Source organism: Arthrobacter luteolus NBRC 107841 (assembly GCF_001552075.1).
In the GTDB taxonomy this organism is placed as follows: domain Bacteria; phylum Actinomycetota; class Actinomycetes; order Actinomycetales; family Micrococcaceae; genus Arthrobacter_B; species Arthrobacter_B luteolus.
Genome location: NZ_BCQM01000005.1, coordinates 97,537 through 122,425 on the forward strand (window position 1 = coordinate 97,537; position 24,889 = coordinate 122,425).

At 64.0% G+C, this 24,889-nt stretch carries 21 protein-coding genes and 2 tRNA genes; 16 read left to right on the forward strand and 7 right to left on the reverse strand.

Annotated features, from left to right (window positions below; translation table 11 throughout):
• Window positions 1–313: 313 nt before the first annotated feature.
• The 11 genes from dnaN to AL3_RS10725 all read left to right on the forward strand — a co-directional run bounded on the left by dnaN (window position 314) and on the right by AL3_RS10725 (window position 11,371).
• Window positions 314–1,438, forward strand: coding sequence for a DNA polymerase III subunit beta (gene dnaN, locus AL3_RS10680; protein ID WP_066300472.1), 1,125 nt, complete (start codon window positions 314–316; stop codon window positions 1,436–1,438).
• A 66-nt stretch (window positions 1,439–1,504) separates the two neighbouring features.
• Complete coding sequence (gnd, locus tag AL3_RS10685) at window positions 1,505–2,464, forward strand: phosphogluconate dehydrogenase (NAD(+)-dependent, decarboxylating) (RefSeq protein WP_083521675.1); 960 nt, start codon at window positions 1,505–1,507, stop codon at window positions 2,462–2,464.
• Window positions 2,465–2,554: 90 nt separating this feature from the next.
• Window positions 2,555–3,739, forward strand: a complete 1,185-nt coding sequence (recF, locus tag AL3_RS10690; RefSeq protein WP_066300474.1) for a DNA replication/repair protein RecF — start codon at window positions 2,555–2,557, stop codon at window positions 3,737–3,739.
• Window positions 3,723–4,262, forward strand: coding sequence for a DciA family protein (locus AL3_RS10695; protein ID WP_066300476.1), 540 nt, complete (start codon window positions 3,723–3,725; stop codon window positions 4,260–4,262). Before recF ends, AL3_RS10695 begins: the two co-directional genes overlap by 17 nt.
• A gap of 378 nt (window positions 4,263–4,640) precedes the next feature.
• Complete coding sequence (gene gyrB / locus AL3_RS10700) at window positions 4,641–6,602, forward strand: DNA topoisomerase (ATP-hydrolyzing) subunit B (protein ID WP_246168451.1); 1,962 nt, start codon at window positions 4,641–4,643, stop codon at window positions 6,600–6,602.
• Between the two features lie 102 nt (window positions 6,603–6,704).
• Window positions 6,705–9,338, forward strand: coding sequence for a DNA gyrase subunit A (gyrA, locus tag AL3_RS10705; RefSeq protein WP_066300482.1), 2,634 nt, complete (start codon window positions 6,705–6,707; stop codon window positions 9,336–9,338).
• The gene (locus tag AL3_RS10710) at window positions 9,335–9,838 is read left to right on the forward strand and encodes a DUF3566 domain-containing protein (RefSeq protein ID WP_066300483.1); all 504 of its coding nucleotides are present in this window, start codon (window positions 9,335–9,337) and stop codon (window positions 9,836–9,838) included. The genes gyrA and AL3_RS10710 overlap by 4 nt, the downstream gene beginning before the upstream one ends.
• A 111-nt stretch (window positions 9,839–9,949) precedes the next feature.
• Window positions 9,950–10,023: transfer RNA gene (locus tag AL3_RS10715), tRNA-Ile, on the forward strand.
• Between the two features lie 45 nt (window positions 10,024–10,068).
• Window positions 10,069–10,188 (forward strand): DLW-39 family protein, encoded by a 120-nt coding sequence (locus AL3_RS18810; RefSeq protein ID WP_215727394.1) that lies wholly within the window; start codon window positions 10,069–10,071, stop codon window positions 10,186–10,188.
• A gap of 66 nt (window positions 10,189–10,254) precedes the next feature.
• A tRNA-Ala gene (locus AL3_RS10720) sits at window positions 10,255–10,327 on the forward strand.
• 111 nt (window positions 10,328–10,438) lie between these two features.
• Window positions 10,439–11,371, forward strand: coding sequence for a DMT family transporter (locus tag AL3_RS10725; protein ID WP_066300486.1), 933 nt, complete (start codon window positions 10,439–10,441; stop codon window positions 11,369–11,371).
• An 80-nt stretch (window positions 11,372–11,451) separates the two neighbouring features.
• Here AL3_RS10725 and AL3_RS10730 read toward each other — a convergent pair whose 3' ends face one another.
• A complete protein-coding gene (locus AL3_RS10730; RefSeq protein WP_083521676.1) occupies window positions 11,452–12,408 on the reverse strand; it encodes a hypothetical protein in 957 nt (318 codons plus the stop codon).
• A 151-nt stretch (window positions 12,409–12,559) separates the two neighbouring features.
• On the opposite strand from AL3_RS10730, the gene AL3_RS10735 reads away from it, so the two are divergent.
• Window positions 12,560–13,102 carry a peptidylprolyl isomerase gene (locus tag AL3_RS10735; RefSeq protein ID WP_066301039.1) on the forward strand — a complete coding sequence of 181 codons (543 nt, stop codon included), beginning with the start codon at window positions 12,560–12,562 and terminating at the stop codon, window positions 13,100–13,102.
• Window positions 13,103–13,310: 208 nt separating this feature from the next.
• A complete protein-coding gene (locus tag AL3_RS10740; RefSeq protein ID WP_306303030.1) occupies window positions 13,311–14,018 on the forward strand; it encodes a rhomboid family intramembrane serine protease in 708 nt (235 codons plus the stop codon).
• Between the two features lie 642 nt (window positions 14,019–14,660).
• Here AL3_RS10740 and AL3_RS10745 read toward each other — a convergent pair.
• Window positions 14,661–14,918 (reverse strand): cell division protein CrgA, encoded by a 258-nt coding sequence (locus AL3_RS10745; RefSeq protein ID WP_066300492.1) that lies wholly within the window; start codon window positions 14,916–14,918, stop codon window positions 14,661–14,663.
• Window positions 14,919–15,251: 333 nt separating this feature from the next.
• Here AL3_RS10745 and AL3_RS10750 point away from each other — a divergent pair, with 333 nt between their 5' ends.
• From AL3_RS10750 to AL3_RS10755, 3 genes are read left to right on the forward strand one after another with little or no spacing between them, the layout of a single operon-like run.
• The gene (locus AL3_RS10750) at window positions 15,252–15,956 is read left to right on the forward strand and encodes a class E sortase (protein WP_370665279.1); all 705 of its coding nucleotides are present in this window, start codon (window positions 15,252–15,254) and stop codon (window positions 15,954–15,956) included.
• 1 nt (window position 15,957) lies between these two features.
• On the forward strand, window positions 15,958–16,128 hold the full coding sequence (locus tag AL3_RS18660; RefSeq protein ID WP_169795750.1) for a hypothetical protein: 171 nt from the start codon (window positions 15,958–15,960) through the stop codon (window positions 16,126–16,128).
• Between the two features lie 4 nt (window positions 16,129–16,132).
• Window positions 16,133–16,777 carry an aminodeoxychorismate/anthranilate synthase component II gene (locus tag AL3_RS10755; RefSeq protein ID WP_066300495.1) on the forward strand — a complete coding sequence of 215 codons (645 nt, stop codon included), beginning with the start codon at window positions 16,133–16,135 and terminating at the stop codon, window positions 16,775–16,777.
• A 12-nt stretch (window positions 16,778–16,789) separates the two neighbouring features.
• Here the strand turns inward: AL3_RS10755 and pknB are convergent, their stop codons facing one another.
• The 5 genes from pknB to AL3_RS10780 are packed head-to-tail and all read right to left on the reverse strand — an operon-like array spanning window position 16,790 to window position 24,888.
• Window positions 16,790–18,682 carry a Stk1 family PASTA domain-containing Ser/Thr kinase gene (gene pknB, locus AL3_RS10760; protein WP_246168363.1) on the reverse strand — a complete coding sequence of 631 codons (1,893 nt, stop codon included), beginning with the start codon at window positions 18,680–18,682 and terminating at the stop codon, window positions 16,790–16,792.
• A 5-nt stretch (window positions 18,683–18,687) separates the two neighbouring features.
• Complete coding sequence (locus AL3_RS10765; protein WP_066300498.1) at window positions 18,688–20,475, reverse strand: protein kinase domain-containing protein; 1,788 nt, start codon at window positions 20,473–20,475, stop codon at window positions 18,688–18,690.
• Window positions 20,472–21,914 carry a peptidoglycan D,D-transpeptidase FtsI family protein gene (locus AL3_RS10770; protein WP_066300501.1) on the reverse strand — a complete coding sequence of 481 codons (1,443 nt, stop codon included), beginning with the start codon at window positions 21,912–21,914 and terminating at the stop codon, window positions 20,472–20,474. Before AL3_RS10770 ends, AL3_RS10765 begins: the two co-directional genes overlap by 4 nt.
• Window positions 21,911–23,332, reverse strand: a complete 1,422-nt coding sequence (locus tag AL3_RS10775; RefSeq protein WP_174522143.1) for an FtsW/RodA/SpoVE family cell cycle protein — start codon at window positions 23,330–23,332, stop codon at window positions 21,911–21,913. Before AL3_RS10775 ends, AL3_RS10770 begins: the two co-directional genes overlap by 4 nt.
• On the reverse strand, window positions 23,332–24,888 hold the full coding sequence (locus tag AL3_RS10780; protein ID WP_246168362.1) for a PP2C family protein-serine/threonine phosphatase: 1,557 nt from the start codon (window positions 24,886–24,888) through the stop codon (window positions 23,332–23,334). Before AL3_RS10780 ends, AL3_RS10775 begins: the two co-directional genes overlap by 1 nt.
• Between the last annotated feature and the right edge of the window lies 1 nt (window position 24,889).

The following is a 24,889-nucleotide window of genomic DNA, read 5'->3' on the forward strand; positions in this document are numbered from 1 at the left end:
CTACGAATCTTAAGAAATTGGGTTCCACCAAATAACATCCGACCTTCCGGACCAAACATCCGATGTTCCATCTGCCTGCTCCGCAGGTCCTGGAACGGGTGGGGTGAACCCCTTTGGGCATTGGCACAATGCCCGCTGTGAACGGATCCTCGTCCCCCGGTAAATGACAACCTGCCGGCGGTAAGCTGGCACAGGGTATTGTTGTGATTCCCAGCGGGCAGACCGGGCGTCCTGGCAGCCCGAAATGCTCCCTCACGTGTTCATGAAAGTTCAGTAGTACTGATAAGTACGTTGTGAAAGGCGGCACCCTGCAGTGAAGTTCAGAGTTGAGCGGGATGTCCTGGCCGAGGCGGTTACGTGGACAGCACGGTCCCTCTCACCCCGTCCGCCGGTTCCCGTCCTTTCCGGGCTGTTGATCAAGGCCGAAGCCGGTGCCTTGAGCATCGCCAGCTTCGACTACGAGATCTCAGCCCGCCTCCAGATCCCGGCCGATATTTCCGACGAAGGAACCATCCTGGTCTCCGGACGCCTGCTGGCAGAGATCTGCCGCAGCCTCCCGTCAGCACCGGTTGAAGTCGAAACCGACGGATCGAAGGTGACTCTCACCTGCCGCAACAGCCGTTTCAACCTGGCTACGATGCCGGTTTCGGAATACCCGGAACTTCCAGCCCTTCCCGACGTCAGCGGCGTCGTCGACGGCGACGCATTCGCCCAGGCAGTTTCCCAGGTGATCATTGCCGCCAGCCGCGACGACACCCTGCCCATCCTGACCGGTGTCCGGATGGAAATCGAAGACGATCTCATCACCTTCCTGGCGACCGACCGGTACCGTCTCGCCCTCCGTGAGCTTTCCTGGAAGCCGGCAACGCCGGGGATTTCCACGAGTGCCCTGGTCAAGGCCAAGACCCTGAATGAGGTTGCCAAGACTCTCGGCGGCGGCGGAGACCTGAACATCGCGCTCTCCGAAGACAGCGAACTGATCGGGTTTGAAAGCGGCGGACGCCGCACGACCTCGCTGCTGGTCGACGGCGACTACCCCAAGATCCGCTCTCTCTTCCCGGAGAACACGCCCATTCACGCAACGGTGGAAACCCACGCGCTGGTCGAAGCTGTCCGCCGCGTTTCCCTGGTTGCGGAACGCAACACCCCGGTGCGCCTCGCATTCACTGACGGACAGGTAACTCTCGACGCCGGAACCGGTGAAGATGCCCAGGCCTCCGAGGCCCTCGAAGCTTCCCTGGTCGGCGACGAGATCACCGTCGCCTTCAACCCGCACTATCTCAGCGAGGGCCTGGGGGCTTTCCCCAGCAAGTACGTCCGCTTTTCCTTCACCACCCCGCCGAAGCCTGCAGTAATTTCCGCGCAGGAAGAACTCACCGGAGATGACCAGGAAGACTACCGGTACCTTCTGATGCCGGTAAGGCTTCCGAACCAGTAAAGGCTTTCATCTGCATTTCGAGAGCCTTTCCGTCCACTGACGTGGACGACGGAGAGAGGAACCGACATGCATATTGGCCTTATCGGACTGGGAAAAATGGGTTTCAGCATGCGCGAGCGGCTGAGGCAGAACGGAATCCAGGTCACCGGCTTCGACCGGGACCCGGTAATCAGCGACGTCGGGTCCCTCGCGGAGCTCGCTGCTGAACTGCCGCCGCCGCGCATCGTATGGATCATGGTTCCCAGCGGCGAAACGACGGCTGCAGTCATCGGCGACCTCGCTGTACTGCTGAGCAGCGGAGACCTGGTGATCGAGGGAGGCAACTCCCGGTATACCGAGGACAGCCGGCACGCGGACCTGTTGGCGGCCAACGGGATCCGGTACCTCGACTGCGGGGTTTCCGGAGGGATCTGGGGCAAGGACAACGGTTACGGGCTGATGGTCGGCGGTGATCCGGCAGATGTGGCTGAGGCCATGCCGGTTTTCGACGCGCTGCGGCCATCCGGACTGCGGGCCGACAGCTTCGTCCACGCCGGAGTCACGGGAGCCGGGCACTACGCCAAAATGGTGCACAACGGCATTGAATACGGCCTGATGCAGGCGTATGCCGAGGGTTATGAGCTGCTTGCTGCCCAGAAGATCATCGGCGATGTTCCGGGGGTCCTCCGCGCCTGGCAGGACGGAACTGTCATCCGCTCCTGGCTCCTGGAACTGGCAGTACGTGCTGTCGAGGAGGACCCGGGCCTGACCCGGATCACCGGGTTCGTGGAAGATTCCGGGGAAGGCCGGTGGGCCATCGAAGAAGCCCTGTCAGCTGAAGTCCCGGCGCCGGCGCTCACGGCCGCCGTTTTTGCCCGGTTTGCCTCCAGACAGGAGGATTCCCCAGCCATGAAACTGGTGGCAGCGCTGCGCGGACAGTTTGGCGGGCATGCCGTGAGGGCAGCCGATTCCGCGGCACCAGGACAAAACGGCGGGCCTCCGAACGCTGCCGAGCAGGCAGTAGGGGACGCGGGCGGGCCGGAATAGCTGGGCGGTAGGCTGGGAACAGACCCGGAACGGCACCGGCAGGACAGGACTTGAGGACACTGACAGGACGGAAATACCAGGTGGAGCAGCGTGTACGTTGATTACCTTTCGCTGACGGGATTCCGCAGCTACGGGCAGCTTGATCTGAGCCTGAAACCCGGAGTGAGCGTTTTTGTCGGCCCTAACGGCACCGGCAAAACCAACATTGTCGAATCCATCGGCTACCTCGCTTCGCTCTCCTCCCACCGGGTGAGTTCGGATGCCCCGCTGGTGGCCTTCGACGCCGAACAGGCCCTGGTCCGGGCCCGCGTGGTCCGCGGAAACCAGGCCACGGCCCTGGAACTTGAAATCAATCCGGGCCGGGCGAACCGGGCCAGGATCAACCGGGCCAATCCCGTCCGCGCGCGGGACATCCTCGGCATCTGCCGCACGGTGCTTTTCGCACCCGAGGACCTGGCCCTGGTCAAGGGTGATCCCTCCGCCCGGCGCCGTTTCCTAGACGACCTGATCGTGTCCCTGGTGCCGAGGCATGCTGCCACCCGCGCCGATTATGAGCGCGTGCTGAAGCAGCGGAACGCCCTGTTGAAATCGGCCAGGGCCAGCGGGCGGTTCACCTCTGCCCACGAGGCAACGCTGGATGTCTGGGACCACCACATGGCAGCTGCCGGAGCTCAGCTGGTGGCTGCACGCCTGCAGGCCCTGGACCAGCTCAGTCCGCATCTCGCCGGGGCTTACAAAGACCTGACCGACGGTTCAAAGGCTGCCCGCGGCATCTACCGCTCGACGCTGCTGGGGCAGGTGGACGACGACGGCGCCGCGGAGGGAGCCGCGGACGCCGCCGATCTGCTGGGGCTCAGCCAGGAGGAACTGCAGGAACGTTTCCTGCAGGCCTTCGCCGCAAACCGGAAACGCGAAGTGGAACGGGGGATTTCCCTGGTCGGACCGCACCGGGACGAAGTCGAGCTCGTCCTGGGACAGGCGCCGGCCAAAGGTTATGCCTCGCACGGGGAGACCTGGTCGCTGGCGCTGGCCATGCGGCTGGCTTCCTTCTACCTGCTGCGGGATGACGACGATTCTCCGGGCGCCGGGCCCATCCTGATCCTGGATGATGTGTTCGCCGAACTCGATACCGGACGCAGGGAGCGGCTGTCGGCGATTGTTGCCGGCGCCGAACAGGTGCTGGTGACCGCGGCGGTCGCGGAGGACATCCCCGCTGCATTGGCCGGAGAGCAGATTCCGGTTATTCCGGGAGGCGTCAGTGTTGCCGCCGGATGAGACCCCGCAGCCGGCCGGTTCCGGTGACGACCGCCCGGACGCCGCCAGGGAGCAGCTGAACCGGATGCGGCAGGCAGCCCAGGCCCGCGGCAACCAGCGGGCCCCGGTGAGCCGGCGCAAACCGGGCCAGCGCCGTCAGACCCCCTTCGTTCCCGGGGAATACACCGGGCGGGATCCCCAGGGACTCGGCAAGGTCTTCACCCGTTTCGTCAACGAGCGCGGCTGGAACTCCCCCGTGGCGGTGGGATCCGTGATTTCGCGCTGGGAGGAGCTGGTGGGCCCTGATGTCAGTGCGCACTGCAAGCCGGAGTCCTTCTCCGACACCACCGTCCAGGTCCGCTGCGACTCCACCGCCTGGGCCACGCAGCTGCGGCTGCTCCGCTCCACGCTGATTGCCCGATTTGATGCCGAACTGGGGCCCGGCGTCGTCACCCGGATTGAGGTCATCGGTCCGGCAGCACCCAACTGGCGCAAGGGACTGCGCAGCGTCAAGGGCAGGGGACCGCGGGACACCTACGGCTAACCTGCCCGGTGTTGCCTGAGGGAAAAAAGTTGTTGATATATAGCCGTATTTGTGCTCCCGTTCACACCCGCTGGGAGGTGCGTAGCGGGGTGAAAAACCCTCCGGACGTATCGGGCCTCATCGGACCGCAGGAAACTGGCTCAAAACCTGCTTTGGTGGCCGCTGGTAGGGTGTTTTGGCGCGCAAAGATACCCGCAGCACGGTAGAATTGGTACAGAGGCACCCTCTCCCGCTGGACAGGGTGCCAAATTCTGACCGACACAAGAGGAGTCGACAGCACCTGTGGCTAACGACAAAGAGCTAGACAACACGGAGTCCGCACCCCAGGAACGCAGCGACCAGCCGGCCCCGCATGAATACGGCGCCAACGAGATCACTGTGCTGGAAGGCCTCGAGGCCGTTCGCAAGCGTCCGGGCATGTACATCGGCTCCACCGGTCCCCGCGGCCTGCACCACCTGGTTTACGAGGTGGTGGACAACTCGGTTGACGAAGCCCTGGCGGGTTTCTGCGACCGCATCGATGTGACGCTCCAGGCCGACGGCGGCGTCCGGGTCTCTGACAATGGCCGCGGTATCCCTGTTGACATGCACCCGACGGAGAACATGCCCACCGTCCAGGTGGTAATGACCATCCTGCACGCCGGCGGCAAATTCGGCGGCGGCGGGTACGCCGTGTCCGGCGGCCTGCACGGCGTCGGCATCTCCGTTGTCAACGCTCTGAGCGCGCGCGTGGAAACCGAAATCAAGCGTCAGGGTTTCACCTGGCAGCAGAGTTTCGAAAACGGCGGCCACCCCGTGGGCGGGCTGCGGCAGGGCGATCCCACCGACGAAACCGGCACCACGCAGACGTTCTACCCGGACCCGGAGATCTTCGAGTCGACGGAGTTTGACTTTGAGACCCTGCGCGCACGGTTCCAGCAGATGGCCTTCCTCAACAAGGGCCTGCGCATCGTGCTCACCGATGAGCGTGCCCTGGACGAGACAGCCACGGAAATCGCCGAAGCGGATACCGGGTCCGAGGACGCTGCGCCCAAGCACCGCACCGTGGACTACATGTACGCCAACGGACTGCTGGACTACGTCCAGCACCTGAACAGCTCCAAAAAGGTCGAGGTCATCCACGACGACATCATTGCCTTCGAAACCGAAGACAATGACAAGAAAATGGCCGTGGAAATGGCCCTGCAGTGGACCACAGCGTACTCAGAGAGCGTCCACACTTACGCGAACACGATTAACACCCATGAGGGCGGCACGCACGAAGAAGGTTTCCGTGCAGCCATGACCTCACTGATCAACCGGTACGCGCGCGAGAAGAACATCATCAAGGAAAAGGACGACAACCTCACCGGAGACGACATCCGTGAGGGCCTCACCGCTGTCATCTCCGTGAAGATCGCCGAACCGCAGTTCGAAGGCCAGACCAAAACCAAACTCGGCAACTCCGAGGTTAAGGGTTTTGTGCAGCGCGTGGTCACCGACCAGCTGGGCGACTGGCTGGAACGCAACCCCGGCCCCGCCCGCGACGTCATCCGCAAATCCATCCAGGCCTCCCAGGCCCGGCTGGCCGCACGCAAGGCCCGCGAATCCACCCGCCGCAAGGGCCTGCTGGAATCCGGCGGTATGCCTGGCAAGCTCAAGGACTGCTCCTCCAAGGACCCCTCGAAGTCTGAAATCTACATCGTGGAGGGTGACTCGGCCGGTGGTTCGGCTGTCCGCGGCCGGAACCCCGAAACCCAGGCAATCCTGCCCCTGCGCGGCAAGATCCTTAACGTGGAGCGGGCCCGGCTGGACCGGGCGCTCGGCAACGCCGAAGTCCAGTCCATGATCACGGCTTTCGGCGCCGGAATCGGCGAGGACTTCGACGTCGAAAAGGCCAGGTACCACAAGATCGTGCTGATGGCCGATGCCGACGTTGACGGCCAGCACATCACCACCCTGCTGCTGACCCTGCTCTTCCGCTACATGCGGCCCCTGATCGAACAGGGCTACGTGTACCTGGCGCAGCCGCCGCTGTACCGGATCAAGTGGTCCAACCACCCGCATGACTACGTCTACAGCGACCGGGAACGCGATGAGACCGTGGCCCGCGGCCTGGCGAACAACCAGCGCCTCCCGAAGGAAAACGGAATCCAGCGCTACAAGGGCCTGGGTGAAATGGACTACACCGAACTCTGGGATACCACCATGGACCCGGATCACCGCACCCTCCTCCAGGTCACCATGGACGACGCCGCCTCGGCGGACCAGATCTTCTCGGTGCTTATGGGTGAGGACGTCGAATCCCGCCGAAACTTCATCCAGCAGAACGCCAAGGACGTGCGCTTCCTCGACATCTGATGCCTTCGGGCCGCTCCGGCGGCCCGGACGCAGCGGCAGCCGGAGCGAATTGTCCGGCCCAGGTAACGCACATGGACTTGAACTTAGAACGGAACAGAACCAATGAGTGATGAGACCCCGGAAGTTCCCGGCGGCGAACTCGAACCCGTCAGCGGGAACGTCCTCTCCGACCGCGTAGAGCAGATCGACCTGCAGACCGAGATGCAGCGCTCCTACCTTGACTACGCCATGGCGGTCATCGTGGGGCGTGCGCTTCCGGATGTGCGCGACGGCCTGAAGCCGGTGCACCGCCGGGTGCTCTACGCCATGTACGACGGCGGCTACCGCCCCGACCGTGCCTTCAACAAATGCGCGCGCGTAGTCGGCGAAGTCATGGGCCAGTACCACCCGCACGGTGACTCGGCGATCTACGATGCGCTCGTGCGTCTCATCCAGGACTGGGTTATGCGTGCCCCGCTGGCGCTGGGTCAGGGCAACTTCGGTTCCCCCGGTAATGACGGCGCTGCCGCACCGCGTTACACCGAAACCAAGATGGCGCCGCTGGCCATGGAAATGGTCCGTGACATCGACGAGGAAACCGTCGACTTCATGGACAACTACGACGGCCGCAACCAGGAACCCACGATCCTGCCGGCCCGTTTCCCCAACCTGCTAGTTAATGGTTCCTCCGGCATCGCCGTCGGCATGGCCACCAACATTCCGCCGCACAACCTGCGCGAGGTTGCTGACGGCGTGCAGTGGTACCTGCAGCATCCGGAGGCATCGAACGAGGAACTGCTCGAAGAGCTGATCAAGCGGGTCAAGGGACCCGACTTCCCCACGGGTGCCACCATCCTGGGCCACAAGGGCATCGAAGATGCCTACCGCACCGGCCGTGGGTCGATCACCATGCGTGCCGTGGTCAACGTCGAAGAGTTCCAGGGCCGCACCTGCCTGGTGGTGACGGAACTGCCGTACATGGCTAATCCGGACAACCTGGCCATCAAGATCGCCGAACTGGTGAAGGACGGGAAGATCACCGGCATCGCCGATATGCGCGATGAGACCTCCGGCCGCACCGGACAGCGCCTGGTCATCGTGCTCAAGCGCGACGCCGTGGCGAAGGTGGTGCTGAACAACCTTTACAAGCACACCCAGCTGCAGGAAAACTTCGGCGCCAACATGCTGGCGATCGTTGACGGTGTGCCGCGTACCCTGAGCCTGGACGCGTTCATCCGCCACTGGGTCACGCACCAGCTCGAAGTCATCGTCCGCCGCACCCGGTACCGGCTGCGCAAGGCCGAGGAAGTTGCGCACATCCTGCGCGGCCTGCTCAAGGCCCTGGACGCCCTGGACGAGGTTATTGCCCTGATCCGCCGCTCCTCCACGGTGGAGGAAGCCCGCAACGGCCTGATCCAGCTGCTCGATATTGATGAGCTGCAGTCCCAGGCCATCCTGGATATGCAGCTGCGCCGCCTCGCTGCGCTGGAACGGCAGAAGATCCAGGACCAGCACGCCAAGCTGGAACTCGAGATCGCCGAATACAACTCGATCCTGGCCTCCGAGGAGCGCCAGCGGCAGATCGTCAGCGATGAACTAGCGGAGATCGTCGACAAGCACGGCGATGACCGCCGCACAAAGGTCCTGATGGGCTACGACGGCGACATGAGCATGGAAGACCTCATTCCTGAAGAGGAAATGGTCATCACCATCACCCGCGGCGGCTACGTCAAGCGGACCCGGAGCGATAACTACCGGGCCCAGCACCGCGGCGGCAAGGGAATCCGCGGCGCCCAGCTGCGCGGTGACGACGTCGTCGAGCACTTCTTCGTCACCACCACCCACCACTGGCTGCTGTTCTTCACGAACCTCGGCCGCGTCTACCGCGCCAAGGCCTACGAACTGGCTGAAGCCGGCCGTGATGCCAAGGGCCAGCACGTGGCGAACCTGCTGGCCTTCCAGCCCGGCGAGCACATCGCCCAGGTGCTGGACCTGCCCGACTACGACGCCGCTCCCTACCTGGTGCTCGCCACCAAGCGCGGGCTGGTCAAGAAAACCCAGCTCCGGGACTACGACACGAACCGGTCCGCCGGTGTTATCGCCATCAACCTGCGTGAGGGCGACGAAGTTGTGTCAGCCCAGCTCGTCAGTGAGACCGATGACCTGATGCTCGTTTCCCGCAAGGGGCAGTCCCTGCGCTTCACCGCCACCGACGAGGCCCTGCGCCCGATGGGCCGCGCGACCTCCGGCGTGACCGGCATGAAGTTCCGGGAGGACGATGAGCTGCTCGCAGCGGATGTCATCACCGAGGACTCCTACGTGTTTATCGTCACTGAGGGCGGCTACGCCAAACGCACCAGCGTCGAGGAATACCGTGTGCAGGGACGCGGCGGCCTTGGCATCAAGGTTGGCAAGTACAACGAGGACCGCGGACACCTGGTCGGCGCAATGATTGTGCAGGAAGAGGACGAGGTCCTGGTGGTCATGCAGGGTGGCAAGGTTGTCCGCTCCGCTGTCGCCGGTGTTCCGGCCAAGGGCCGTGACACCATGGGCGTCATTTTCGCCAAGCCGGACAAGAACGACAGGATCATCGCTGTGGCCCGGAACTCCGAACGGGACCTGCCGGTGGACGCTGCGGACGGCGAAGCCGGCTCCGGCGGCGAGTCTGTGGAGGCACCTGTGGATGAAGTACCGTTGTCAACAGAGGAAATGGCTGGGCCCGACGCGCAGTCAGCAGACGATGGAGGTAGCGAGTGAGCTCGACCAACTCAAATGCCAGGCCCAGCGGCGGCCCGCGGGTGAAGACCCCGGCACGGCCCGCGCAGCGGCCTGGAACGGGTCAGAGCGCGTCCGGCAACCGGCAGCCACTGGTTAAGCCGGCTCCCAAGGCCAAAGCCCGCAAGGCCCGCCTGCTGGTCAGCAAGATCGACCCGTGGTCGGTGCTGAAGATGTCCTTCCTGCTCTCCGTCGCCCTCGGCGTGGTTACGGTGGTCGCAGCAATCGTCCTGTGGACCGTCCTGGACCTCACCGGCATCTTTGACCGGGTAAATGACCTGCTGGGCGAAATTGCCGGGTCCGAGTCCGGTGGATTCGACCTTCGGGAGTTCGCCTCGCTGGGCCAGGTGGTGTCCTTTGCGACCATCATCGCCGTGGTCAACGTTCTGCTGCTGACGGCCCTGTCGATGCTGTCAGCCGTGCTGTACAACATTGCCTCGACCCTGGTCGGCGGCATCGGCGTCACCCTCACCGACGACTGATTTTCCGGGTTTCCGGCGCAGGATCCTGTCCTGCGCCGGGGGCCCGAAGGGCCCGATTTGGGTTCCGGCCGGGGGTACGGTAAAGTCATATCTCGGCCCGGTGAGGTATCGGGGCGTATAGCTCAGGCGGTTAGAGCGCTTCGCTGATAACGAAGAGGTCCCAGGTTCAAGTCCTGGTACGCCCACGGACGATCATGAAAATTGATCGGCCACAACGGCAAGGAGACACTGTGAAGAAGTTGTTCGCAATTGCAGCAGCCGCAGCAGCAGGCGTCTTCGTCTTCCGGAAATGGCAGGAAACTGCCGCGGAGAAATCCGTCTGGAAGGCTTCGACCGACAAGGTCGAATAGCTCCGCACGGACTGGATTGGTTTTGAACACCCCCGCGGGTGGGATATACTGAATCAGTTCCAATTCGGGGGCATGGCGCAATTGGTAGCGCACCTGCTTTGCAAGCAGGGGGTTCGGGGTTCGAGTCCCCGTGCCTCCACCGAAAGAAAGTCCCGGCCACAGCGGCCGGGACTTTCTGCGTTAAAGAACCGGTCAGCCGACGGCCCCTGGGCTCCCGCCCCGACACGGCACCAAGCAATAACCTTTTCCCATGACCTTTTTCCTTGCGGTGGTCGGCGTGCTCGGCGTCTCTGCCTCCGGCCCCATCATGGCGGCAACAGCAGCCCCCGCCCTGGCCATCGCTTTCTGGCGCAACGCCCTGGGCGCCGTCATCATGGGCGTACCCGCCGGCCTGCGGGACCGTAACAGCTTCCGCAGTCTCAGCCGCGCCGAGGTGAAGTGGGCAGCGCTGGCGGCCCTCGCCCTCGCACTGCACTTCGCCTGCTTCATCACGTCCCTGCGGCTCACATCCGTCGCGGCGGCCACCGCCCTTGTCTGCCTGCAGGCCGGATGGATCGCGCTCTTCGACGTATTCCGCGGAAGACGGGTCGCGCGGCAGACCCTCGCCGGCTTGCTGGTGGCCTTCACCGGCGTCGTGGTCATCACCGGCTTCGATGTGGCGCTCTCGCCCGAGGCCCTGATGGGTGATGCGCTGGCGCTGGCCGGCGGCGCCCTGGCCGGTCTGTACACCCTGGCCGGCGGCAAAGCCCGCCGGACCATGTCCACCGGTACCTACACCACCCTCTGCTACGGTGCCTGTGCCGTGATTCTGCTGATTATGTGCGCGGTTTTCCAGGAGCCCCTGATTGGGTTCGAGCCGGCGGCCTGGGCCGGAATCCTGGCAGTGACAGTGATGGCACAGCTGCTCGGCCACACGGTGTTCAACCATCTGCTTGCTGTCATCAGCCCCTTGGTGGTGTCGATGATCATCCTGCTTGAGATCCCCGGTGCCGCCATCCTGGCAGCTGTCTTCCTGGCAGAAGAGCTGCCCGGCGGCACATACGCCGGACTGGGGATCATTCTGGCCGGGCTCGCGGTCGTCCTCTGGGGACAGGCCCGGGGACGCTCCCCGGCCTCCCGGGGAGCGCCGGAAAACCAGCTTCCTCCGGCGCCGCCGGCGCTGGGCGGAGACATCGAAAAATAGTGTCCGTCCAAGTGCGGAAACCGGCTTAAAAAGGAAGGACCCCGGATACCCGGGGTCCTTCCGCTGCGCTGCCTGCGCTGTTACTTCTCCGGCTTCTCAGCCTTCGCCTCAGCGGAGGTATCCGCGTGGGCGCCCGGCTTCGCAGCCGTGGCTGCGGCGTCCTTGCTGTGCTTGGCGGCGTCGGCCACCTTTTCACCGGCCTTGGCCGCGGAAGAGGCGGCAGCCTCCTTCACACCCTGCGCGGCTTCCTTCGCCTTCTCAGCAGCCGTTGAGAGGCTCTCCTTGGCCTTCTCAGCGGGAGCGGTGGGCTTGGGAGCTGCGGGCTTGCTGCCCTCGGCCGGAGCAGCCGGTGCCGGTGCGGGGACCGGAACTGCGGCGGGCTTGGGCTGGGCAGGTGCGGGCGTCTTCCAGGGATCTTCGACCGGGCGGGAAGCCCGCCACGCAGCAACTGCCGCTACCACTGCTGAAGCGATGATGCCGAAGACCAGCCAGCCCTTGCCGCCGCTCTTCTGCTGCTTCTTCAGTTCCTTGGCAGCCTTGGCCGCGGCCTTCTGAGCCTGCTTCAGTGCCTTCTTGTTGCCGGTGGCTTTGGCCACGGCCGTCTGTACGGGCACAGAGGCATTTCCGAGTCCGCGGGAGACGGAGTCAGCGGCGTCGCCAAGCCGGGTGGAGATCGTGGGGATGTAGCTGTCCACGACCTTGTCCTTGGCATGGGTCAGGGCCGGTGTCGCCTTGTCGAGGGTGGTCTGGATCCGCGGAGTGGCGTCGTCAACAACCTGGCTGATCCTGGGGCCGACCTTGTGGAGTCCGTCCTGGAGCCGGGGAGTCACGACTGCAACACCCTGAGCGATCTCGTCTGCAGCACGTTTGAGCCCGTCCTGAATTTTCGGTGAAGCGGTTTCGATCCCCTTTTCGATGCGGGGAACTGCCCAACCGACGGCGGCCTCTACCTTGGGGGTTGCCCAGTCACGTGCCGATTCCACGCCTGCGGTGACATTCGCTTCGAAGTCACGGGCAATGCGGTCCTTCTTATTCAAAACTACCTCCCGGGATAGTGACGGTTCAGCCTTAGCCTACGTGCAATGGCTGTTCTGTGCTATCAGCGGACCGCTGGGCCCGAAGTTTTCACTGTGCGCTGAACAGGCCGGTTTCCGCGCGCTCAAAGGGCTGCCGTGGAAGAATGAGGTCATGACTGCTATTCCTACCGCAAAAGCGACCCTCCATACCTCCAAGGGCGATATCCGGATCAATCTCTTCGGCAACCATGCCCCGAAGACGGTCAAGAACTTCGTCGGCCTGGCAACGGGTGAGATCGAGTGGACCGATCCGGCCACCGGCGAGAAGACCAGCCGGCCGCTCTACGACGGCACCATTTTCCACCGCATCATCAAAGACTTCATGATCCAGGGCGGCGACCCGCTGGGCCGCGGCACCGGCGGACCGGGCTACCAGTTCGACGACGAGATCAGCCCCGACCTGGACTTCACCAGCCCGTACAAGCTGGCCATGGCCAACGCCGGCATCCAGATGGGCCGCGGCACGAACGGTTCCCAGTTCTTCATCACCTCCGTTCCCACCACCTGGCTGCAGGGCAAGCACACCATCTTCGGTGAAGTAGCCGACGATGAGTCCAAGGCCCTGGTCGACGAACTGAACGCAGTTGCCACTGACATGCGCGACAAGCCCACTGAAGATGTTGTTATCAACAGCGTTACCGTGGAGCAGCTCTAACCTGTTTGGCAGTACACCCCGGCCGGGCCTCCGGCCGGGGTTTTCCCATAAAAGCCCTGGAGCCCAACCCAACATGTCCTACGGAATTCCGGCCGGCCCGCCGGCCCCTGAAGTACCTGTCTGCCCGCGGCATCCCGACCGCGTCAGTTATATCCGCTGCCAGCGCTGCGGGCGGGCCGCCTGCCCTGAGTGCCAGCACAGCGCGCCGGTGGGCATCCAGTGCGTGGACTGTTTCCAGGACAGCCGCCGGAACACCCCCGCCTACCGGACTCCCTACGGCGGCGCCGCCCGGACCGGAAAACCGGTGGTCACCACAACGCTCATGATCCTGTGCGGAGTCGCCTACGCCCTTCAATGGCTGGTGCCGGGCTTCGCGGAGCAGTTCCTGTTCGCTCCCATCCTCGCAGCGTCCGAACCGTGGCGGCTGATCAGCGCTGCGTTCCTGCACTCCCCCGGGTTTATCCTGCACATCGCGTTCAACCTCTATGCGCTGTGGCTCCTGGGCCGGACCCTGGAACCACTGCTTGGGCGGGTCCGGTTTATCCTCCTGTACCTGATTTCTGCGCTTGGCGGCTCTATCGGTGTCCTCATGCTGGCACCGGCCTTCCAAGCCGTGGTGGGCGCTTCAGGCGCCATCTTTGGGCTGTTCGGCGCACTGTTCGTCATACAGCGTCAGCGCGGCGGCGATGTTAAGGCACTGCTGATCCTCATTGGGATCAACCTCGTTCTGGGGTTCGTCTATCCGAGTATTTCCTGGCAGGCGCACCTGGGCGGATTGGTGACAGGTGCTGCATGTGCCGCGGTGCTGGCGTATGCGCCCAAGGGCCCGCGCAGGCCGCTGGTGCAGTTCGGCGGCCTCGCCGCGATCGCCCTGGTGCTGCTTGGCCTCGCCTTCTTCTGGACACCCAGCTTCTAGCTGCCCGCCGCGCTTCTCTCAGCAGGCCTCCGGTAAAGCCGGGGGCCTGCTGCGGGTTAACCGCCTCATCCCTGCCCTGCCCCCCACAGCCGGATGGTTATCCACAGAGATACCCACATTGTTAATAACTTACAGGCGTGTAACTCAGCGCTCCGCAGGTGCCGAAACTGGCACCATTCGGGTCATTCTGTGGACCCGACCACGTTATCCACAGGCTTGGCTGAGAGTTATGCACACTCGGTGGGTAACTCTCTTCCGAAGTTATCCAGTGCTGTGTCTGAGTTACACACATGTAATTCCACAGCTGTGGATAACTATATTCCCCGTAAACACGGCAAATCTGCTCGAACTGACCACAGAGTTACCCACAGTTGTGGATAACTCTGTGCACATGGTGGGTACAACCTCGCCTTGGTTTCACTCAAGTTATCCCCAGCTTTTCCACCTCGTCCTGTGGAAAAGCTGGGGATGGGGCGGCCGGAGTGGCTGCCAGTCAGCCGGCGCCGTTCTGAACAGCTTATGCACGCCTGTGGATAACGCCCTGTGGAGAAGTTGCCCCACTGTGGGTAAGGCTGTTTAAAACACGAAATCCCGGCAGGCGGAGGACCGCGTACCGGGAGTTCTGGTTAGTGTGTGGGAGGGTTAGCGCCAGCGGGTAGTCATCAGGAAGCCGACGATTGCGAGTCCGAAACCGACCAGGATGTTGCCTGATCCCAGTGCTGGGACCGGATACACGCCCTCGGAGATGTAAAAGACGATGATCCAGATCAGTCCGATCAGCATCAGGCCGAACATCACCGGCTTGTACCAAACCGGATTGGGTTTCGGTGCGGTTTTTCCCTTGGCAGCAACGGGTGCCTCGGCGGCTGACGGCTTCTTGCGGGACTTTGACTCGGGCACGGATCCTCCTAGCGGAACCGGCTCACTTCATGCCGGTGCGGTTATGGTCTGTGGGAAGGTCCGCGTGCCTCGCCCCTCAGACCGGTGCAGCGATATCCTGGCTGGGTATCGGCGGTGAGCTGGGTGGCTTGCAGGTTCCCCTCTGCCAATCGTAGCGAATGACCAGCACCAAAGTGCCCGGTACCACCGGCAGAGCAGAGAGAGGACCGGGACCGGTTGCACAGTTCAACGGATGACATCGCGGGAATCGAAACCAGAGCGCCCGAAACCCGCCGGACACGGCGGAACTCCTTGAAGGGAGCTAAGCGAGGACGGGGCTCCCTGACAGTCCAGGTGATTGGCGAACTGCTGATCACCGCAGGGTTGGTGCTGGTCCTGTTTGTGGTCTGGGAATTGTGGTGGACCAATATCGAGTCAGACCGCCGGCAGGAACAGGCGATGGAGCAACTCTTTTCCGGGTTCGACACCCCGCCTGCCTCCGCCGGCGCGGCGGCTCCGGAAAACTACGGTGATCCGTCGGTGCTGCCCGTCCCCGGTGCTGAAGGCGATACCTTTGCCGCGATCTATATCCCCCGGTTCGGCCCGGAACATGCCAGGCCGGTTACCCAGGGCGTGGGAACGGAGGTCCTGGATACCCTGGGCCTTGGCCACTACCCGGAAACTGCCATGCCCGGCGAAGTCGGCAATTTCGCCCTGGCGGGCCACCGGCAAACCCACGGCCAGGTCCTTGACGCCGTCGACACCCTGGTTCCCGGGGATCGCATATATGTGCAGACAGCGGAGGGTTATTACACCTACGTCTACCGGAACAGCCAGATTGTCCTGCCGGACCAGGTGGACGTTCTGGCCCCGGTCCCCACTCAACCCGGCACAGCGCCCTCAGAACGGATCCTGACACTGACTACGTGTAACCCGCGGTTCGGCTCGCAGGAACGCTTTATTGCGTACGCAGTGATGGAGTCCTGGCAGCCTGCGTCGGCGGGACCTCCGGCTGAGATAGCAGAAATTGCAGCCGCCAAGACAGGAGGACAAGGATAAAATGTACGCTTGGATCTTCCGGCATCTGCCCGGCCCGCTGTGGGTACGCATCATCACGTCCGTAGTGCTGGCCGCGGGCGTGGTGCTGGCACTGATGGTCTATGTTTTTCCCTGGTTCTCGGAATTCAGTTTCCTGGGCCCACTGACGGATTCAACGATTGGCGGTTCCTGAGGCAATGAGCACGCGTATTCTCGTGGTCGATAACTACGACAGCTTTGTCTATACCCTTGTGGGCTATCTGCAGCAGCTGGGCGCCCAGACAACTGTGGTGCGCAACGACGACCTGAGCCTGGCGGAAGCCAAAGAGCTGGCGGCAGCCCGGGACGGCGTGCTCGTCTCCCCCGGCCCCGGGGCCCCGGCGGACGCCGGGGTCTGCATCGACCTGATCCGCTGGTGCAAGGAGAACGCAAAGCCGATGCTGGGAGTTTGCCTGGGGCACCAGGCACTGGCCGAAGCCTTCGGCGGCACCGTCACCCACGCCCCGGAACTGATGCACGGAAAAACCTCGGAAGTGGAGCACCACGGGACGGATGTCTTCACCGGGCTGCCCAGCCCGCTGACGGCCACCCGCTACCACTCCCTGGCTGCAGTCGCGGACCGGATTCCGGCGGAGCTCGAAGTCACCGCACGGACCGCCAGCGGCATCATCATGGGACTGCGGCACCGGACAGCCCCGCTGTCCGGTGTGCAGTTCCACCCGGAATCGGTGCTCACCGAGGGCGGCTACCAGATGCTGGGCAACTGGCTGGAAGGCCTTGGCCTCGAAGGCGCCGCAGCACACGCAGCGACGCTGAGCCCGCTGATCAGTTCGGGTTCATAGCGCCTGCCGCTGCTAGTCGTCCCGCCGGTTACCGGAGCTCGACGGCGATGAAGACGAACTGGGCGACGCCGACGGCGACGGGCTCGCCGGCTCTTTGGCAACCGTCAACGTGATGATGCTGCCCTGCGGAACGTCCGATCCTGGCGGGGCGCTTTGAGCCGTGACAGTACCCGGTTTCACCACCGAGTTTTCGACTTCCTCCACTGTCACTTCCAGCCCGTAGGCAGGATCTGCCAGATAGGCCCTGGCCTCTTCGATGCTCACGTCCACGAGATTGGGAACGGTGACCTTCCCGGAGGAGAGCACCAGGTCCACCGTGCTGCCGACCTGCACCGAGGTTCCGATTCCGGGCCTTGTTTCGATGACCCGCCCCTCGGGAACTACCGGGCTGTTAGCGGTGACGGTATTCCCGCCCTGCAGCCCCATAAGGCGCAGGACATCCCTGGCCTGGGCTTCGCTCATGCCAGGCAGGGTATCCGGGATCGCGACCGCTGACGGCCCCTGGGACACGAACAGCGTGATATCGGCGTCGAACAGCGTGTTCGTGCCAGCAGAGGGAGAGGTTCCGATGGCCAGGCCCGATTCGACCGTGTCGCTGTACTGCGGCTCGATTACGGGTGCCCGGAAGCCTTCACTGGTTATGGCGTTGATGGCTTCGGTCTGGGTCATGTTTTCCACGTCCGGGATGCTCCCGGCCACGGGTGGAGGCGGCGGCTGGTTGGCCAGGTTGTAGGCGAAGATGCCTCCGGCCGTGAGAAGCAGCGCCAGGGCAAGGAACAGCGTGATCATCCAGGCCCGGCGGCGCTTCTTCTGTTTGGGGTCGCGCTCCTGTTCATTGCCCACGGACAGCCGGGACGGCCCTTCTTCTTCCTGGAGGTCGTCGGCGGACATGCTCGTCAGCGGCCCACCCTCCATGACCCGGGCCATGGCACGGGTCCGTGGTTCCTCGTCGGGCCAGGGCTGCACAGTCGTTTTGGGGATCTGGATGGCCTCGGTGGCGCCGGTTCGTTCCGGTTCCAGCTGGCCACGGCGCGCGGCCTGCAGCGCCTCGCTGAAGGCATGGGCGCTCTGGTACCGCTCGTCGCGGTCCTTGGCCAGCCCGCGTTCCAGCACCGAATCCAGTGCCGGCGAAACCTCGTGGTTGAAGCTGCTGGCCTTGGGCGGCTGCTCACGTACATGCTGGTACGCCACAGACACCGGGCTGTCCCCCACAAAGGGCGGTCGTCCGGCCAGCATCTCAAAGAACAGGCAGGCTGCGGAATACAGGTCGCTGCGTGCATCGACAGTTTCGCCGCGCGCCTGTTCAGGAGAGAGGTACTGCGCGGTGCCAATGACCGCCTGGGTCTGCGTCATCGTCGCAGCCGAGTCAGCGATGGCACGGGCTATCCCGAAGTCCATGACCTTGACCCGCCCATCAGCGGCGACCATAACGTTGGCCGGTTTAATGTCGCGGTGCACAATCCCGGAGCGGTGGCTGTAATCGAGGGCAGCAAGGACACCCAGCGTGTAGTCCACAGCCGCATCAATGCTGATCTCGCCGGCTTTGATGAGGTCCCGGAGGGTGCGTCCGGAAACGTATTCCATCACGATGAACGGCAGGCGGACCTCGTCGCGGGATCCGTCTTCCGCCTCCTGGTCACCGGTGTCATACACGGAGACGATGGAGGGGTGGTTCAAGCCGGCGACCGCCTGTGCTTCCCGCCGGAACCTGGACTGGAACAGCGGATCACGTGCCAGGTCCGGGCGGAGCACCTTAATCGCCACTGAGCGTCCCAGCCGGGAGTCACGGCCGAGGTAGACATCAGCCATACCGCCGCGGCCGATGAGTTCACCTACCTCATACCGCCCGTTGAGGATACGGTCAGTGTTCAGTGTGGGGTGTCCTTTCAGGAAGTCCGCGCTCATGGTCGTTACGGGCTGGCGGGGCCGGAGGCTCCCGCACCTGGTTGTGCGGTTTCAGCGGGAGGCCCGCTGGAAACCACGATTGTCACTGTCGATCCCTGGGCAACGGTGGCACCCTCACCTGGATTGACGCTGATGACGGTGCCCTCGGGCTTGGGATCCGGCTGGGTAACCCGGTTAGGAACCAGCCCGGCATTCACGATTGCCTGGCTGGCAGCCGACGCCTGCGAATCCATCAGGCCACCGGGGACGGTAACCATTGCCGGGCCGCTGGAATAAGTGATGGCTATGGCATCGCCGCGGGACAGCGGGCCGACGGGGTTGACGTCGAGGACGGTGCCTTCCGGCTGGTCAGAGGCCACAGGGTTGCGGCTCACGGCCAAACCGAGTGCGCTGAGTTCCTGCGACACGGCATTCACATCGCGGCCCTGGTATTGGGAGGCGTTGATGGTGATCTCCGGTGCCGTAGTGCTGGGGCTGCCGGACGGAGTAGTCGGTGAGGGCGAGCTCGAGGTCGGTGACGCGCTGCTGCGCGGTGAACTGGCCGATGTGGACGGGGAGTTCGACGTCGAAGGTGACTTCGTGCTCTGGTTGTCGCCTGCCGGATCGGAGTTCAGGTTCACGGCGATCACGGCAATGATGGCGATCAGGACCAGGGACAGGAACACGATCAGCGGGATCAGCCACTTCTTGCGGCGGGGCTGGTCATCATAGTCGTCATCGCTGCCGTAGCCGTCGCCGTCGTTATCGACGTCCTCGTCGGTCCATTCGCGGGACGCGGCCAGCGCGCCGGTTGCCTGGCCATTGGCTGCGGAGGCTGCCACCGGAAGCGCGGAGGTCGAGGGGGACGTGTCCACCACGCGGGTGGCGGAGGTATTGCCCGGCATCGGAACCGGTGCCGTGACGGTGCTGGTGGCAGCTGTGCCGGCGGCACCGAAGAGGAGCATTCCCGGGACGGCTTGCTCTGCGGCGCCGATATCGCCGCGGCGGATGGCCGCGACGGCACGGGCCAGGGCCTCGGCGTCGGCCGGCCGGTCCGCCGGGTCCTTGGCCAGCATGGACATGATCAGGGCACGCACCGGAGCGGGGATGGATTCCGGCAGCGGAGGCGGGGTGTCATTGACCTGGGCCAGGGCAATGGCGATCTGGGATTCTCCGGAGAACGGACGGGTGCCGGCCAGCAATTCATAACCGATGACACCGAGGGCGTAAATGTCGCTGGAGCCGGTGGCCTGCTGGCCGGTTGCCTGTTCGGGTGCCAGGTACTGGGCGGTCCCCATGACCTGGCCGGTGGCGGTGAGCGGCACCTGGTCGGCAAGGCGCGCAATGCCGAAGTCGGTGATCTTCACCCGCCCATCGGGCATGATCAGCAGGTTGCCGGGCTTCACATCGCGGTGTACCAGGCCCTGGCGGTGGGCAACAGCCAGTGCCGTGGCCGTCTGGCCAATGATGGAAAGGGTCCGGTCCGGGGAAAGGACCTTTTCGCGTTCGATAATGCTGGAGAGCGGCTGGCCCGGAACAAGTTCCATCACCAGGTAGGCCGATCCCTCCTCCTCGCCGTAATCGAACACGTTGGCGATGCCTTCGTGGTTCAGCAGGGCCGTGTGGCGTGCCTCGGCGCGGAAACGGTTCAGGAAACCCGGATCGCCGGTGTACTCCTCCTTGAGGATCTTGATGGCAACGATCCGGCCGAGGACAAGGTCCCGGGCCTTCCAGACCTCGCCCATGCCGCCGATGGCTATACGATCGGTCAGCTGGAACCTGCCGCCTAAGGTGATACCCGAAGTAGGCCTCACTTATTCAACACCGCCTCTAGGAGTTTTTGCGCGCTTGGAGTGGTCAATTGGGATCCGGTGGTCAGGTCAACGTCTTCCATGACGATTGAAATGGCCACCTGGGGGTCATCTGCCGGGGCGAAGCCGGTGAACCAGGCATTGTCGCCGCGTCCCTCGACTTCGGCGGTGCCGGTCTTGCCGGCCACCTTGAACCCCGGAACACGGGCGGCTGAGGCAGATCCGTTGTCCACAACGCTCACCATCCAGTCCGTCAGCTGGGCGGCAGTGCCCGGGCTGACAGAGGTGTTGAGCACCGTGGGTTCAGGCTCATCGATGATGGACAGGTCGGGCGCACGGACCGCCTTGATCAGGTTTGGGGTCATCTGCACGCCGTTATTGGCGATCGCCGCAGAGATCATGGCCACCTGCAGCGGGGTTGTAGTCACGCTGCCCTGTCCGATGGAGGACAGAGCGAGTTCGGCCTGGCCCTCCGTGTCGGGGAACTGGCTGGCAGTGACATCCGTCGGGATGTTCAGCGACTGTCCGAAACCGAACTTCTCCGCCTGCTGAGCCAGGGCGTCCTCGCCGACGTCCCAGGCGACCTGGGCGAAGACAGTGTTGCAGGACTGTTCGAGGGCGAACTGGAGGTCAGCTTCGCTGCGGGTTGAGCACAAACCGTTGGTGAAGTTCGGAAGCGAAATCGTGGTGCCCGGCAGGGGCAAGGCCGCAGGGTTCGGAATGACCGACTCCGCGTTGTACTTACCCGTTTCCAGCGCGGCTGCTGCGACCACCAATTTGAAGGTCGATCCCGGGGCCAGAAGGGACTGGGTTGCCGGATTTATGTAGGGGGAGAGCCCTGGAACACCCAGCAGCGCTTCCATGTTGGCCTCTACCTCGGCGGTGTTGTGCCCTGCCAGCAGATTTGTGTCATACGAGGGTTTCGACACCATGGCCAGGATATCGCCGGTCTTAGGATCCATCATCACGATCGAGCCCTTCTGGCCGTCGGGAATCAGGTCGTAGGCCATCTGCTGCAGGTCAGGATCGATGGTGAGCTCGACGGAAGCCCCCTCGGCCTGGGCGCCGGAGAGCAGCTGGACCAGGCGGTCGTAGAACTGCTGGTCGCTGTTGCCGGTCAGCTCGTCATTCATGGCCTGTTCCAGCTGGGTCACGCCATAGACCAGGGAGAAGTAGCCGGTGACGGCCGAGTAGAGCTCCGCATCGTTGTAGACCCGCTGGAAGTTGAACTGGTCGTTCGAGGGAACGGATTCAGCGATAGGGACACCGTCCACCAGGATGGACCCGCGGTTCTGGCCGAAGTCCTGGTAGAGGCTGCGGACGTTGATCGGGTTGTCGTTGAGCTCCTCGGCGGCAAAGAACTGGACATAGGTCAGCGACCCCAGGATGGCCAGGAACATGGCCAGGGCCACGACCCAGCTGTTGCGGATGGCCTGGTTCATGCGCGCCTCACCTCTGTGGTGTCGGTGCTGGGGCGGCGCAGCGGGTTTCCGGTGCCGGCTGGAGAGGCCAGAGCAGGCTCCATATCATTCATCAGGCCGGTGGCGGCGGGGCGCCGGGCGGCGTTGGAGATCAGCAGCAGCAGGGCAACGATGATCCAGTTGGCCAGCAGCGAGGAGCCGCCGGCAGACATAAACGGCGTGGTCAGGCCGGTCAGCGGGATAATCCGCGTGACTCCGCCGATCACCACGAAACACTGCAGGGCGATGGTGAAGGACAATCCGCAAGCCAGCAGCTTGCCGAACCCGTCCCGTGTGCCAAGCGCGGCCCGGAATCCACGCGAAACCAGCAGCACGAAGAGCAGCACGATCGCGAAAACGCCGATCAGCCCGAGTTCCTCGCCGAGGGCGGCGATGATCATGTCCGAGTTCGCATAGGTCACCAGGTCCGGGCGGCCCTGGCCGAGCCCGGTTCCGGTCATACCTCCGCTGGCCAGGCCGAAGAGTCCCTGCACCACCTGCCAGCTGCCGCCGGGATTACGGTCGATCACTTCAGGATTGAAGGCGTTGATCCAGCTGTCGATGCGCAGTGCCACATGGCTGAACAGCTGGACGGCGACGAGTCCGCCTGCTCCGATCAGCGCCAGGCCGATCAGGACCCAGCTGACGCGGCTGGTCGCAACGTAGATCATGGCCATAAAAAGACCGAAGAACAGGATCGACGAACCCAGATCGCGCTGGAAGACGAGGACACCGATGCTCACGCCCCAGGCAGCCATCATGGGCCCCAGGTCCTTGAACCTGGGGAACTGCAGCGGGCCGACCTTCCGGCCGGCGAGCAGGATCAGGTCCCGGTTCGTGGAAAGATACCCGGCAAAGAATATAGCAAGCGTGATTTTGGCAATTTCGCCGGGCTGGAAGGTTCCGAAGCCCACATTGATCCAGATCCGGGCACCGTTGATGGTCAAGCCGAGCGGCGTGAGCGGCAGCAGGAGCAGGACGGCGCTGACAATCAGCGAGATGTACGTGTACCGCCGCAGGATGCGGTGGTCCTTGACCACAAACAGCACACCGATGGCCGCAGCGACGGCGACGGCGCTCCAGAGCAGCTGGCGGTCGGCGGCCGTGTCTCCCTCGACGATGTCCAGCCGGTGGATCATGGCCAGGCCGATGCCGTTCAGAGCCGTGACGATGGGAAGTATTACCGGGTCGGCATATTTGGCCCGGAACCGAAGGACTATGTGAAATGCCAGGACCAGGGCTACGAGTGTGCCCCCCTGGACCCAGAAATCTGAGTCGAAGGCACGGTCTTCGTCGATGCCGACCAGCATGTTGGCGCCTACACCCACGCCGAGGGCGAGGAGCAGGAGAACGGCCTCGACGTTGCGGCGGGACTTGGCGGGAGCGGCGAGTTCGGACATCATTCCTGTCCTCCGCACGGGTTGGTGACCGAGGGAACGGAATCCGGGTCCGCGGTAGCCTCCAGAGCATCGGCGAGCACGGTGGCCGACGGCGACGGCGCAGGTTCCGTTTCCGAGGGGGCCGGGCAGAGGATCGCTTTGGCGGTGCCCCGAAGCTGGTCAACGATCTCTTCGGCATGGACGAGGTCCCGGGCAGGGACGGTGTCGTTCACCCGGCTGCGCCAGTACTCGGGCAGGCTGTCGACAGGAATGTTGGTTGTCTCCGTTACCTGCGAGAGCTTGATCGGCCCAAGTGTCTGCGAGACCCCATTGAAGATCGCGACGCGGTTATCCGAAGAACCGACGTAATAGCGGGTCTGGGTCCAGGCGTACCCCACCCACAGCACCGATGCCAACAGGGCAGCCAGGACCGCCAGCACTACCACGAGGATCCACCGCCTGCGCTTGGGCGGCGCCTCGGTTTCCACCGGAGTGTCCGGGGAACCGGCGTCGTCCGCCTTATGCATCAGCATGCGTGCAGCGCGGCGCTCCGCGGTCCGTTCGGTGACGATGGGGATCTGGCCGGTTTCCGTCGCCAGGGAGGCAGCGCCAACCAGGACATGCGGACGGGAGGCCAGGTCCTGGCGGATCAGCTCAGCCCGGACAGGATTGTCGACGTCTCGGTCCCCGTCATTCTCGGGAACCGACTTCGCCGGCCCGTCAGCTGCGGCCGGACCGGGGACAGCCGTGTTCCCTGACGCCTCGGCTGAGGAAGATGCAGCAGCGTGCTGGATAACTGTTCCGCCGGTGACCGGCGCGGGCTCCCGCTGCGGGTGCTTGACCTCAGCCGCGGTTTCCTCAGTAATCTCCACGATGGCCACCGTGACGTTGTCCGGAGAGCCGCCGGCAAGCGTCAGGTCCACCAGGGTGTCGACGGCGTCGTCAATGTCTGCCGATCCGCGGAGAACGGACTCGATGTCGCTGTCGCGCAGCACGGCGTTGAGTCCGTCCGAACAGAGCAGCCACTTTTCCCCGGCGGCGACCTCGAAGGTGGCCAGGTCAAGTTCCGGGCTGGCGTCAACGTCGCCCAGGACCCGCATCAGAACGTTCTTGTGCGGATGGATCTCCGCTTCCTCAGGCTTCAGCCGGCCTTCATCGATGAGCCGCTGGACAAAGGTGTGGTCAACACTGATCTGCTCGAAGACGCCGTCCTTGAGCCGGTACGCCCGGGAATCGCCGATGTGCGCAAGAGCGGCGCGGTTTCCCTGCAGGAGCATGGCGGTCACGGTGGTGCCCATGCCGGAAAGCTCCGGGGAGGTGGTGACAAGTTCGGACAGCAGCGAGTTGGCCGCCTGGATCTCGTCAGCCAGTACGGTCACGGCTTCGTCATCCAGGTCCGGCCGGTCCAGGTGGACGAGGTCCAGCACAGTGGAGGCAGAAGCAACGTTTCCACCGGCGTGGCCGCCCATACCGTCTGCGACGACAGCGAGGTAGCGTCCGACGTAGGCCGAATCGTCATTCTTGAGCCGCACCATACCCACGTCCGAGCGGGCAGCGTATCGAAGGACCAAAGCCACT